This is a genomic window from Ereboglobus luteus (assembly GCF_003096195.1).
Taxonomy (GTDB): Bacteria; Verrucomicrobiota; Verrucomicrobiia; order Opitutales; family Opitutaceae; genus Ereboglobus; species Ereboglobus luteus.
Window position 1 is genome coordinate 2,630,473 of sequence record NZ_CP023004.1, and the last position, 14,009, is coordinate 2,644,481.

Annotated in this window: 6 protein-coding genes; 1 reads left to right on the top strand and 5 read right to left on the bottom strand. The window is 62.4% G+C overall.

What is annotated here, in order from left to right; all coding sequences use genetic code 11:
• Positions 1-25: 25 nt before the first annotated feature.
• The 4 genes from CKA38_RS09635 to CKA38_RS09650 all read right to left on the bottom strand — a co-directional run bounded on the left by CKA38_RS09635 (position 26) and on the right by CKA38_RS09650 (position 7,658).
• A complete protein-coding gene (locus tag CKA38_RS09635; protein WP_108825282.1) occupies positions 26-1,066 on the bottom strand; it encodes a family 43 glycosylhydrolase in 1,041 nt (346 codons plus the stop codon).
• A gap of 83 nt (positions 1,067-1,149) precedes the next feature.
• A complete protein-coding gene (locus tag CKA38_RS09640; protein WP_108825283.1) occupies positions 1,150-3,462 on the bottom strand; it encodes an FAD-dependent oxidoreductase in 2,313 nt (770 codons plus the stop codon).
• A gap of 14 nt (positions 3,463-3,476) precedes the next feature.
• Entirely contained in the window at positions 3,477-4,865 is a 1,389-nt protein-coding gene (locus tag CKA38_RS09645; protein ID WP_108825284.1) for an MFS transporter, read from the bottom strand.
• A gap of 30 nt (positions 4,866-4,895) precedes the next feature.
• A complete protein-coding gene (locus tag CKA38_RS09650) occupies positions 4,896-7,658 on the bottom strand; it encodes a YyaL domain-containing protein (RefSeq protein WP_108825285.1) in 2,763 nt (920 codons plus the stop codon).
• Positions 7,659-7,966: 308 nt separating this feature from the next.
• Here CKA38_RS09650 and CKA38_RS09655 point away from each other — a divergent pair, with 308 nt between their 5' ends.
• Complete coding sequence (locus tag CKA38_RS09655) at positions 7,967-10,246, top strand: glycoside hydrolase family 3 C-terminal domain-containing protein (RefSeq protein WP_202863891.1); 2,280 nt, start codon at positions 7,967-7,969, stop codon at positions 10,244-10,246.
• Between the two features lie 224 nt (positions 10,247-10,470).
• Here CKA38_RS09655 and CKA38_RS09660 read toward each other — a convergent pair whose 3' ends face one another.
• A complete protein-coding gene (locus CKA38_RS09660) occupies positions 10,471-13,914 on the bottom strand; it encodes a hypothetical protein (RefSeq protein ID WP_236918988.1) in 3,444 nt (1,147 codons plus the stop codon).
• Positions 13,915-14,009 lie beyond the last annotated feature (95 nt).

Genomic DNA, 14,009 nt, shown 5'->3' on the forward strand with positions numbered 1-14,009 from the left:
GTGGTTGTTTCGTTTGGACATCTGCTCAATCACTCCGGTTGAAAATGCCGAGATCCCATTTCGTGTGCCACTCGACGACGGGCTTGCCGTTTTTGATGAAAAGCGGAAGCCATGCGTAGAGTCCCTTTTCGGCATGATCCGGTCTCCATAGGTCGAACATCGCGATGTATGCGCCGGGGCGTCCCTCGACGGGAATGATGCACGATATCTGTCCGCCGAATGTTTTTTCAGGGCCGAGGTTGTTGTGCGGGTTTGTGCCGGCGCAGGGATTTCCGAGGTCGGTGAACGGACCGGCGGCCGCGGGAGCGCGGAACGAGCGGGCGGCGTTGGGTTTCCAGCCCGAGGAGCCGGAGCCGAGCATGTAGTGGGTGCCGTCGCCGAGTCGAATCATCGCGGGCGCCTCGGTGAGCGCGGGGATTTCGGTGAGCACGCGATAATCACCGCGCGGGTGGAGATAGTCGTCGGTGAGCCGGCCCGCGACAAACGCCTTGTCGGGTTTGCGCACGGTGTAGTGCCAGACATCGCCCGCCGCATCGCGAAACATGCAAAAATCGCCGGTGCCCTTGGGCGAGCCTCCGCCGACAAAACGATGGCTGTAAGTGAAAGGGCCGGCGGGTTTGTCCGCAACGGCAACGCCAACATAGCCGGTATCGTAGCCGGATCCCGGAGGGTAGAGTTTGAAATACATCACGTATTTTTTCGTGCGCGGATTATAAACAACCTTTGGGCGCTCGAGGATGCAACCTGCCGCGATTTCCGATTTTGGGTTCTGATAATCCACGGAAAGCACGAGCCCCTCGTCCCGCCAATTATAAAGATCGGTCGAGGAATAACAATGCACGCCGCCGTCGGCCTTTTGCGCCTCGGAGCGGTTGGGCAGCTTGTGTTCGCCATGCCAATAATAGCGGCCGTCCACAAAAATAACACCGCCGCCATGGGCGTTTATCGGGGCGCCATTGGTGTCCAGCCATGCGGTGCCGGGTGAGAACGCGGATTGCCCGGGGGATCCGGGCAGCGCGGTGAGACTCAGGCAGAGGATGACGAACAGGCTGGCGGGTAATTTCATGATCGTGCTGATTGTTGGACATGCGTGGCGTGCGGATCGGTTTGATCCGCACGCCATGGGAGAACTGGATTAAGGCGATACGCTTATTCAGCGTAAACTCTGACGGCGAAAAGGGCGGCGGGGATGTTCGGGGTCGGATGCGCGACTTCGATCCGCAGGGAGCTCGTCGTGACAGGCTCGGGCAGGACGTGCTCGCGGAGCGAGAGGTAGTTGCCGGTGACTTCCACGAGGGCGCGGTTGGTGGCGGCGTCGCGTATCGTGTATTTGGATACACAGAAGGGCATGTCGCTTTCGGGATGGCCCATTTGCACGGATTCCATCGGGTGGTCGTAGTCGGTGTCGAAGGCGATTGCGACGCGGCGGATTTTTTGCGGCGCATCCCATGCGAGCGTGACGGCGGGCGCGTTGTCGTCGGGGGAGGCAGCCCAGGCGTTGGGCGCGGAGACGGGGCGGTCGATACCGCTGACGAGGTTTTCTACGTTGTGGAGCGCGACGGGCGGCTCGATGACGCAGGCGAGGTTTTCGCCGTTGGGGCGGCGTTGCGGGAGCCAGAACTCGAAGGTTTCCACGCCGCTATCGGGCTCGGGGGTTTGCACCGCCGACTTGGCGACGGCTTTGTTGGCCGCGTGCGTGAGCGCGAGGATTCCGGTAACGCGTTTGTCGGAGATTGCCGTTTCGACGAGCGGGTTGGCGTGGATGATGTAGAACGCGTAGCAGGAATGCGGAATGCGGATTGCGGATTGCGGATTGTTCGGATCGGGGAAGTCGAGCTCGAGGTTGCTGTCGCCGGCGGGGGTTTTTATTTCGCGGGTGGCGAGTGTGGTGTCGGGGGTGTGGTTGCCGGGTTTGGAACTGATGCGCAGTTCGACTTTCACGGTTGTCGCTTCCGCGGCGCGGACTTGGTAGGTGACGCGGGGCGCGGGGCCGGGGACGACTGGAATCATCATGGCCCACGAGGCGTCGAGCCGGCGGTATTGGCCGTTGGGCGGGAGCGCGGCGAGCGTGAGCGCGCTGGTGGCGGCGAGCTTGGCCTTGGGCGCGAGGTCGGCGGGATCGTTGAGCGCGAGGCCGGGGATGTATTGGCCGCGCTTGAGGAGTTCGCGCTGGAGCTCGGCGAGTTTTTCGCCGGCGGCGAGGTCGCGGGGGAGCGCGTTGTGTTTTTTGCAGAGCGCGGCGGCGAGGCCGACGGCGGCGGCGTTGTGCCCGCAGGTGGCCATGACGCGGGTCGAGCCGTAGGCGACGTGCGAGGCGCTGATGATGCGCCCGGCTAGGAAGAGGTTTTGGATGTTGCGGCTATACATCGTGCGGTAGGGGATGCCGTAAACGCCCTTTGCATGGTATTGCGTGCAGCCGTCCTTGGGCGAATAGACGCCGTCGGCGGGGTGCAGGTCGATGGCCCAGCCGCCGAAGGAAACGTCGTCGGGGTGCGGGATTTGTTCGATGAGGTCGCGTTGGACGAGCATCGTGTCGCCTTCGAAGCGGCGGCTTTCGCGTTTGCCGGCGAGCTGGCCGACCCATTCGAGGGTCATGGTTTCGGCCTCGGGAAAGAGGCCGGAGTTTTTGATGTGGTTCCAGACGCCGTAGATGACTTTCCAGAGTTCCCACTTGATTTCCTCGGTGTCGTGGACGGTGTCCATGCGCCCGCCGTATTCGACCCACCAGAGTTTGCAGCCTTGCTCGGCGGCGGAGAAGTTTTTGTAGCGGGGGATTTTTGTGATGTCGTCGAGCGCGAAGGAGGGCGGCGTGAACGTCACGGGTTTGCCGGTGTCGCGCGAGTAGAAGTAGAGGGAGTGGCCGAGGAGTTCGCCGAACTCGTCGCCGGGGGCCATGAGCTCGCCAAACTCGTCGCGCTTTTCGGCGCCCATGCGGAAGGCGGCCCCGGCGAGAAAGCCGATGGCGCCGTCGCCGGTGGCGTCGCAGAAGAGGGGCGCGGTGATGGTGTATTCGGTGGCGTTTTGCGGATTGAAGGCGCGGATGGAGCGGATGGTGTCGGCGTCGGATTTTTCGAGGTCGTGGACGATGGTGTTGAGCAGAAGGGTGATGTTGGGTTCGCGGCGCACCATGTCGAGGAGCAGGGCGTCGACGAAGACGGGGTTGCCCTCGCGGTTGCGGTGGGTGTTCTCGACCATGAACTCGTCGATGATGCCGCCTTCGCGGGCCCAGCGGTTGTTGTTTCCCATGTGCGAGGTCGCGCCGAGTATCCACAGGCGCACTTCGCTCGAGCCGTTGCCGCCGAGCACGGGCCGGTCCTGCACGAGCACGACCTTGAGGCCGGCGCGCGCAGCGGCGATCGCCGCGCAGACTCCGGAAAGGCCGCCGCCGCCGACTGCGAGGTCGGCGTGGATGCGCGTGGATTTGAAGGGACGGACGTGATTGGTGGGTGGATTTGTGATCATTTGAGAAGGAAAATTTATTTGGCGTTTTTATGGATGCGTCCGAAATAGAGCATGGCCCAGGCGGCGAGGTGGAGGAACGCCATCAGCCAGAACCACATGGTGTAGCCGCCGCCTTGCACGGCGCGGAGGATGGGGCCGAAGACGGCATACACGGCGCGGTCGAGAAAACCGACGGGGTTGCTTGCGACGGGCGAGACCATCGCGGAGACGAGCGTGTTCATGATGATGCCGCCGACGGTGCTGCCCGCTGCGACGATGCTGAACACGGTGCCGAGGCAGGACTTCGGAACAGTGTCGACAACGAGCGAGCTGATGTTGATGAGCCACGCGAGCGCGGCGATGATGACGATCGCGGTGAAGCCCATCGTGGGTGTCATGCCGGTGACGTTCACGACAATGATGGACACGGGCATGACGCACGCGCAGCCGAGCATGATCCACATGCGGGAGGCGGCGGGGGCGATTTTGCGTTTCTTAATGAGCACGCCCGAGAGCCATCCGCCCGCGAGGCTGCCTACGCCGGCGGCGGCGTAGACGATCCATGTTATCGTGAGTTGGCTTTGGTCGAGGCCGCGCTCGGCGTGCAAAAACTTCGGAAACCAGAACTGGAAGAAATACCAGGCGGGATCGGTGATGAGGCGCCCGAGCAGGAGCAGCCAGACGACGCGCGAGGAGAAGATTTGTTTCCAGCTCCACGGGGCTTCGTTGACGACGCTGCCGGCGGACTTGGCCTCCTCGGCGTTGGAGTCGGCGAGAAGTTTCAGTTCCTTTTCAGTGGCGTGTTTCGATTCCTTGGGCTGGCGGTAAACGAGCATCCACGGGATGAGCCAGAGGAGGCCGGCGAGGCCGGTCAGGATAAACGCCATGCGCCAGCCCGCGCCCTCGCCGAGCAGGTTGCTGACAAAGGGCATGTGCGTGGCGAAGGGGAACGCGGCGAGCGGAATGACGATGTAGGGCGCGACGGTTGCGCCCACGGTCGAGCCCATCGTGTAAACACCGATTGCGAGGGCGCGTTCGCGCGCGGGAAACCATTCCGAGACTGATTTGGACGCGGCGGGCCACACGCCGGCCTCGCCGAGGCCGAGCATGAAGCGGAAAAATCCCATGGAACGCACGCCGTGCGCGGCGGCGGTGAGCATGTTGCTCACGGACCAGAAGGCGACGAAGACGGCCATGCCCAGGCGCGTGCCGAGCTTGTCCACCATGCGGCCCGACACGAGGTAGGAGATCGTGTAGGCGATCAGGAAGATGTTGACGATGTTGCCGTAGTCGCGGTCGGTCAGGCCGAGGTCCTTCTGGATTGTCGGCGCGAGCGCCGAGAGCGTCTGCCGGTCGATGTAGTTGAGCACCGCGGCAAAGAAAACGAGCGTGATGATGAACCAGCGGAAATTGGGAATCTTCATGGTGGGAAATGCGGAGTTCGAGAGGTGGAATTATTTGGGCTCGGCGGTGAGTTTGAGTTGAGGATCGTAACCGTCCGCCGGGGCGAGGTCTTTGCTAAATTCGAAGGGGAAGGAGTCGTCCGTGAGTGTCGTTGTGGTGCCGCCGGTGGTGATGGTGAGTTTGGCGTTGTTCCATTTGGAGTCGTCCTCGCGCAAATAAGCGTAGAGCCAGGTCGAGCGGTCGCCGAAACTGAAGGTGGCGGCGCGGGCGTCGCCGGGCGCGAGTTTTTGCACGCCGGTGGTGACGGGTTTTGCCAGGTCCCGGCCGGGCGTCCAGCCGATGGCGGGTTTCGCACCCTCGATGTAAATGGCGCTGATGCCGCTTGCGGCCACATCGACGGGAATGCCTTCGCGCGGATTGCAGGTGATTGTTCCGATGTATTTGTTTTCCCGATACAGCCGCACCTTCGTGTTTGCGGGAAGCGTGGAAAAACAGGACGGGTTCAGCAGAACCTTTGAGGAGACCGGGGCGAAGGATTGATTCGTGAACGCGAGCGCGACGCCGCCGGAGTTGTGGGCCGCGATATGATTGAGCTCATCGGAGCCGGCCGTGACTAGGTTGTCGGGTATCCAGAGATTGAGGCCGTTGATGTCATACATTTTTCCGGGGCGGTGTCCGTAGAAGCGGCTTTGGAGGTAGGCGTAGCCCTCGATGTATTGGTCGGGGAAATGGATCGCGTCGCGACTGCGGGTGATGACGTCGGAGACGAGGTAATCGAGCACCATCGAGGCCATGGGCCAGACGTGATTATAGTGGATGGAATTGTAGCTCATTTTCTCGTGCGGGCGGAGCGCATAGTCCGCCTTTTCGTAAACCGTGGTGCGCGCGGTGTTGATGTGGTAGCCGGGAAAACCGCGGTAACGACCGATCACGGCGGAGCGGGCGATGTCGTGGAGGAATGTGTCGCCGGTGAGCGCCGCGAGGCGCAGCATCCAGGGCGCGTGGTGCGCCATGAAAATGGCGCGGTGGCCTGTCGCCGTGCCGGAGGATTCGGGATTGAGGCCTTGCTCGGAGAGGCGCCACGCGGGCGCGGTTTCCTCGGGAATGGGAATCGCGGGAAAGCCGCGCCGTCCCAGATACCAATACACGGGTGCCTTGCCGCCGATGTTGACGCGGATGTCGGTGTCGGGGATGAGCGGGCACATCCAGATGTAGAGCGCGTTGAGGCGCGCGCCGCGATGCGCGGCGTCGAGGTAGCGTTTTTCCCCGGTGGCCTCATGAAGCATGAGGAGGTCAAGCCAGCGGGGCACGTAGCCGGTCCAGAAAAACGTGCCCTGGCCGTCGGGGTCCTTGAATGTCGTGGCGGGTTTGTCGACGCGACGGGTGATGTAGGCGTCGGCGCCTTTGCGTGCGAGTTCAAGCCAGTGCTTTTCGCCGGTCGAGCGATAGAGCGCGAGGGCGTTCCACCAAGTCGGGCCGCGGGAAACATCATCGAGATTGATGACGCGGTCGCGCGGGTAGAGTTTGCGCGCGGTCTCGATGAACACGTTGGTGTTTCCGTGGCTGATATCATGAAGCGCCGCGAATTCGCTGACGGGCGCGCACGGGCCGAGCAGGGCGCGCGAGGGCGACTGGATCTTTTGCTTGGGATCGAGACTGAAGAGGAATTTTTCCCGGGAAAAAAGATACTCGAGGATGGGGCGCGCCCGGTCGTTGAAAAGTTCCGGGCGTCCGGTGACGAACGCGAGTTCGAGCGGGTTGAGCGAGGACACGTTTTTGACGGCGCCGGGAACGTCGGTCGAGTAACCGCAGCCGCGGAGCGGGGCGTTCCAGTAGGAATACTTGCTCATGCCATAGTCGATGATGTTGGTGAGCGCGGCGTTGAGGGTGCCGAGGGCGTTGTGGCGGCGGTCGCGAAAGTCGTAGAGTTCGCGGGCTATCTTTTCAAAGGCGGCGGTGACATCGGTGCCGGGAAGCGCGACGAGGCGGAGTTTGAACGTGAGCGTTTCGCCCGCCTTGCCATGCGATCCCGCGCCGCCGAGCATCGGAAAGAAGAGCATCGGGCTCAGCGTTTTTTCGGCGGTGCGCAGGGCGACGCCGAAGCGCGAGTTGTCGAATGTCGGGAGCGGTTGGAATGGCAGCTCGGACGGATCGGCGACCACGCCGTAGAGCGTGCCCCCATGCCGCACGAAAGCGCCGGGAAGCGGGCACATGTGCGCGGTCGTCAGGTAGGGAAGCATCGGGAAGCGGCGTTCCGTCCAGATGAGGGGCTGCCAGCCTTCCTCCGCGTCGGCCTCGGCGCAGGCGGGCGCGCCTGTGTAGCCGATGGAAAGGTAGCCGTCGCGCTTGCGGGTTGCCGTGATTGTGAGCGTGGGAAACGCGCCGGTCGTCGTGTCGAGCACGGCCGCGAGGCGGACGTTGGGGTTTGTGTCGGGGAAGGAAAATGTGCCGCCGGAATCCGTGCCGGTTAACTCGGTGCGATCGGCGGCGTCGAAGAGATTGAAGGCGCGATTGCGCATCGCGCCGTCGAGGATGCGTTCGTCGAAGCCGTCGCCGCCTTGCGTGATGTCGCGCTTGGCCACGGTTTTTGCGGCGCGCGACGGGTAAACTTGCCACGAGGGCACGTTGTAGGGAACGCCGGAAATGCCGGCGGGGCGCATGGCAATCTTGGGATCGTCGGTGCGAAAGAGAATGGTGAAGGCGGGCTGGAAACCGGACGCGGGCCGGCCGGTGTTTTGCGCGCGTAGACATGCAACCGACAGGAGCAGGCCGGACAGAATAACGGGAACTAGGCGGCGAAGCGATAATGGCATGGCTGTTGTTTTGGGAAAATAAACTGAGGGTTGCGAAGGGGATTGCCTTGATAAACAGATTTCAGGGGGCGCTTGGCAAAGATGTAGTCTGTCAACAGTTGACTCGTTGAAAACTTACAAATGCAGGGCGATTGAAACACCCGCCTCCCACTGAAAACAGGGATGCGCGGATTTCCGCTGAACGGGGCTTCCGCGGCGCAGGCGTCAACTGTTGACTTTGCCCCGCATTGTCGGGAGCGGCTGATAAACCGTTTGGTATGTCCAAGGATTACGAAACCCGAAACGCATACCCGCAGCCTCTTAATATCATGAAATTACTCCCGGTTTTGGCTTATGGCGCTTTTTGCGCCGGTTTATTAATGTCGCCGCTTTGCGCGGCCGATGTGCCGCTCTATCGCGACACAAATCAACCCGTGGAGGCGCGTGTGAATGATTTGCTCGGACGCATGACGCTTGAGGAGAAAATCGCGATGTGCCACGCCAACACCTACTTCACCAGCTCCGGCGTGCCCAGGCTCGGCGTGCCGGATTTGGTAATGTCGGACGGGCCGCACGGGGTGCACGAGGAGAGGCTTGTGCATGGTTGGGCGTCGGCGGGGCGCACCGATGATTTCACGACCGACTTGCCCGCCGGCACGGGGCTCGCCGCGACATGGAACACCGTGCTGGCGTTGCGTTACGGCGAGGTGCTCGGCGCCGAGGCGCGCGCACGCGGCAAGGACATTATTCTCGGGCCGGGCGTCAACATTGCGCGGACGCCGTTGTTTGGCCGCAATTTTGAATTTTTCGGCGAGGACCCGCATCTGGTCTCGCGCATCACCGTGCCCTACATTCGCGGCGTGCAGGCGCAGGGCGTGGCGGCGTGCGTGAAACATTTTGCGGTGAACAACCAGGAAATCGGCGCGCGCGAGGGCATTGACGCCGTTGTCGACCGGCGCACGTTGCACGAGATTTATCTCCCGGCTTTCAAGGCGGCGGTGCGTGAGGCGGATGTTCTCAGCGTGATGGGCGCTTACAACAAGGTGAACGGCGAGCAGGCGTGCGAAAGCGACACGCTGCTCAACAAAATCCTGAAAAAACAATGGGGCTTCACCGGCTTGGTGGTGTCGGATTGGGGCGGCGCGCACTCGACGATGGGCTGCGCGCTTGGCGGCCTTGACCTTGAAATGAGCGGACGCCCCAAGCGCGATTACGACGCGATGTATCTCGGCCGTCCCTTTCGCGAGGCGGTGGGGCGGGGGAGGGTGCCGGAGTCCGTGCTCGACGACAAGGTGCGCCGCATCCTGCGCGTGATGATGCGTATTGGTTCCTTGGATACAAATGGCGCGCGTCCGCGCGGCGCCATGAACACGCCGGCGCACCAGGCGGTGGCGCGCCAGGTGGCGGAGGAAGGGATCGTGCTTTTGAAAAATGAAGGGAACCTGCTTCCCCTCGACGTGGAAAAACTCACCCGCGTTGCGGTCATTGGCGGCAATGCGACCAGAAAACATTCGCCCGCGGGCGGGGGATTGCCCGGCGGGGGCAGCTCGGCGGTAAAGCCGCTTTACGAAATCACGCCGCTCGACGGTCTGCTTGCCAGGCTCGGCTCGCGGGGTGTGACGGTTACGCATACCGCCGGCTACAGCGCCGATGCGGCGGGCGCGGCCGGTGTTTCAAAACTCGTCGGCGAATCAGGCGAGACAAGCATCGCCGGCGAACCGGGCGAAAATGCGGCGATTGGCGCGCGCGGCGCGGCGGTGCTGCGCGAACGGGCGGTCGCGGCGGCAAGGGAGGCGGATGCCGTCATTTTTGTCGGCGGCTTTGACCACTCGGTGGAGACGGAGATGAAGGATCGCGTGGACATGTCGCTGCCTTACGGCCAGGTGGAGTTAATCCGCGCGCTCATCGCCGCAAATCCGCGCACTGTGGTCATACTCATCGGTGGCTCGGCGATGGAGATGGACTCATGGGTGCGCGATGCGCGCGCCGTGTTGTTTGCGCCCTATGGCGGAAGCGAGGGCGGCTCGGCGCTTGCGCGGATTTTGGCGGGAGATGTGAATCCATCGGGCAAACTGCCCATCACGCTGGCGCGCCGGCTTGAGGATTATCCGCCCCATGCCACGGGCGATCGCGCAATGTATCCGGGCGAGGGGCACAAGATTCAATACCGCGAGGGAATTTTTGTCGGCTATCGTTATTTTGACGAAAAGAACATCGAGCCGCTGTTCTGCTTTGGTCACGGGCTTTCCTACACGCAGTTCGAGTATTCGGATTTGCGTGTCGAACCGGCGTCCGGTGCCGGCGTTTCGCGCACGGTAAGTTTTCGCGTTACCAACACCGGCAGGCGCGAGGGCGCGGAGGTGGCGCAGGTGTATGTTTCGCAAAAGAACCCGAAGATAACGCGCCCCGTGCGCGAGTTGAGGGGATTTGAGAAAGTGTTTCTCAAGCCGGGCGAATCGCGAACTGTGACCTGCGCGCTGAACGCGGACGCGTTTTCGTATTATGACACGGAGCGTGACGCGTGGCGGGTGAGCGCGGGCGACTATGTCATCGAGGCGGGCGCGTCCTCCCGCGACTTGCGGTTGCGCACCGGCGTGAGCGTGCGCTGAGCGGTGCCAGTCGGCTCCCCGCGATATAAACAACTGTAATTTTTTTAGAGAGCGGCGCGTGCACAAGGAGCGGCGGCGTCCCGCCGCCGGACGAGGCGAACGCCTCGCCCGTTTTCCAAGACTAACTCAAGTTCGTTTTTGTATTCGAAAATCAAATACGCAAAGGGCGCTCGCGTTGCTCGCGTCCGGCGGCGGGACGCCGCCGCTCCTTGCGCATGCGTTGCTTAATCCATCACGAACCACCGGGTGGTGGTTGTGGGCTGGCCGGGCGCGGTTAGCTCAAGCCGGAAGCGGACGGATTTGTCCATTGCGATGCCGGGCAGGGAAAACTCATAGGGGAAGGCATCGAGTGTTTGTGTCACGGGTGCGGCGCCGTCGGTTTCGATTTCAATCGTCGCGATTGAGCCCGCGGGCGGCTGGGCGGCAAGGGCGACGTAGAGCGAGTCGCGACCAAAGGGGGAGCGAATGCGAAAGGCGCGCATTTCGCCCCAGGGCTTTTCGAGTTTGGTTGTTACCGGCTTGGTCTGGAGCGCGGGAATCGCGGGCGCGGCTTCCTCGTTCGCGTCAAAGGTGATGACAGCAATGCCGCGGGCGGGAAGGGTGACGGTGTATTGCCCCTGCTTGTTGGCGGTGAGCCTGGGCTTCGTTTTTGCATTGGGATTTCCGATGATTCGCAGAAACGGTTTTTTGCCGATGGGGATTCCGATGGCGTTCCGGTCAATGGTGACGGCGGCTGTCTCGGCACCGCGCGCCTGGTTGAGAATCACGAGATGAAATTTTGTTTTTCCGCGCGCGCCAAAATAATCGAGCTTGGGATTGTCCACGCGAAATTTCTCGCGATCGAGCCAGAGCCGGCATTCGGCGTCGTCGAAAACGCGCCCCGGACGGCCGCCGTAAATGCGCGAGGTGAACCAGACGTAACCTTGCTGTTTTGAGTAGGGAAACCTGATCGCGCCCTTGGTGCGCACATCGGCGTCCGTGACGAGGTAATCCACGAGCATCGCAAGATGGACCGGCGCGTGATGCCAGTAGAAGGATGTGATGTCGGGGCCGGTGCGCGGGTAATCCGCGTTTTGCATGATGTCGGTGAAGCCGGAGAGATAATATCCGGGGTAGTTGGCGCCGCGCCCGATGATGGTGTTGCGGGCGAAGGTGCGATAATACTCGTCGCCGGTTTCCCCGTAGAGGCGCAGGAGGTTGGCCGCCCACACGGAAAGCATGATGTTGCTCATGCCGTTGGTGCAGGCGTTGAAGTAGGTCGTGGGTTGCTCAAGGCCAAGCCCGACCGGGGAGACCACCCACGCGGGAACCTGTTTTTCGGGGAGATCAAATGTGACCGTCGCGCGCGCGTGCGGCTTGAGTCCGTCGGGCCAGCCGAGTCGATAGGAGGCGTCTCCCTTCCACCAAATGGTGTGATTGCAAACGTATTTGTTATTTGGATACAGCGTGGTGTTTCCCCCGGCGGGTTGCGGGGCGACCCAAAGGCCGGCGATGGTGTGCGCCGCGCCCCGCCGGGCGGCGTCGACGTAGCGTTGCTCCCCTGTGAGTTCATGCAGGTCGAGCAGGTCCCACCAGCAGGGATAATAGGAAACATTGTAGAAGGGCTGGATGCCGATGGGACTGGCAAGATTGGGGTTCGTCTCAAACGCCCGCGTTATCCAGCCGTCGGCGTTTGCCTGGATGCGTTTCAGCAAAGCTGCGTCGGGTTTTTGCCGATAGAGCGCGAGCCAGCCGGACCAATCGGTTTCAGTGCCGCTGTTCGCGGGTTTGAAGGGACGGTTTTCCGCATCGCGGATGTAGCTGTCGAGCCAGGGATTCAGGCGGCGGGTGAGGTCGTCGACGCCCTGCCAAACGACTGAACCATAGAATAAGTTTCTGAAGCCGATGCGCGAACTGTTGGTGGTGACGTAGGAATTGTTTTTGGGCTTGGTTGCGAAATGGGCGCTGGGGCGGCTGAGGAGATACTCGATTGTCGGAAGGGCGCGCTTCCAATAAAAGTCCTCGTCCTTTGTGAGAAGCGCGCTCGAAAGATAAATGAGCGGCGCGGCATGGGTGACGGTGCTTGGGCTTTCAATGTTTTCGGGACCCTTGAGCCGGGCGTCCCATCCGCCGGCCTTGTCGTCGGCAATGAGGTCAATGATGTTGAGCGCTTGGTCGGTGATCGAGGTCGTGACGGGTTCGCGATAATCGGTGACGCCGTAGAGCCGCGTGTCGGCGTCCCTCATAACCTGCTCCCAGGATTGCGGCGCCATGACCACGTGCCAGGCGGCGCGGAGTGTGTCGCCGCGTTTTAACTGCGAGCCGTCGGCGCCGAGAATCGGGGAGAAACTCCACGGCTGCGCCTCGCCGTTTGGCGCGAGAAGCGTGAAGCCGAACCGGGCGTTGGTTCTGCCGGGCCACGCCGTGTCGAGGAAATCGGGCGCGGCAACGATGCCGCGGGTGATTGCCGGCGATTCGGCGCGCGCCTTGGCTTCGATGAGCGCGTAAGGGTGCGGCGTGATCGAGGAGGTTATCATCTCGGGACCCTCGGGGATGCGGCGGAATTGGTAAACCGGGGGAAGCATGACGGCGGCGACCTCCTCGCGCGGCACGGACTGGCCGCACGAAAAGGCAAACGAATACCACGCGTCTTTGCCGACTTCGTGCGACACTTCCACGCGCGCTGCAAAGCCATCGGCCGGAAGGCTCCAGATTGCGCGAATTGTGGCCGGGGTGCCCGGCGCGCCGGAATCGGACTGGTATGTGACCTCAACTTTTCCGTTCGCAAGCTGGCGCGCGCTTACCGGATCGAAGCGCGCAATCGCGCCCGCGACATACGGATCGCGCAAGTCGGCGGCGCGGCGCATCACATGCCCGCCAAGGCGCCAGTCAACCTGCGCGTCGGTTTTCCACACCGGATAAAACGCATTGAATGAGGCGGTGTTTTTCTCACTGGACAATAGAAACAATGGTTCCGCGCCGGCATCGATGGTGAGCGGCTGACCCTTGGCGTTTTTGCAGCGAACCTCCCGCCATACACGATTCTCGCCGCCGGCGGTTTGCGTGGCGCGAAAAACAATGGTTGCCGTTTTGTTTTTCAGCTCCGCAAGTGTGCGCGAGTTCGCGTCGGGCGCCGAAGGCTGCGGCGCGTGGGCTGTGAAAACACGCCCGGGTTGGACGACGGGCGTCCGGACCGAATTAAAGCTGTTGCGCGGGCGGGTGTTGGGATCGATCGCGGTCGTGGTGAGGAGAATGGCTTCGAGGCGTCCGTAGTTGCGCGCGGTGTCGACGATTTCGATCATGCGCAACCCGGCGTCGAGTTTCATCTCGCCCACATGTTCCCACGCCCAGCCGTCCGCTGTGTGCGCGCCCGATTCGCGGGCGGCGCGCTCGCCGTCGATCTTGATAAGGAGGCGGCGTTTGCCGGACTGGTTGTTGATGAAATTCTGGGTGCGCGTCCAGACGTGGTAGGAGCCGGGTTGTGTTATGTTGACGCCCGCGAAAGCCGTGCCGGGCTGGTTGCCGGACTGGATGTGATCGCGGACGCGCTGCCACGAATCGAGCGCGATAAAAGTCTCCGGCTCGACAAGCAAAGTCGCTTCGGCGGCGCGAACGGGTTGTGTTGATGTGGCGAGCGCAACGCATGCGAATGCAAGCATTGCAAGGCCGGCGGCGGGGGATTTCAGCATGTGCATGTTTTGGCGGCGGAAGTAAGACGCGGTCGGTTCAAGAAGTGAACGAACTGCGCCACGCATGCATGCAGTCGCGGCTGAAAAAGGGAATG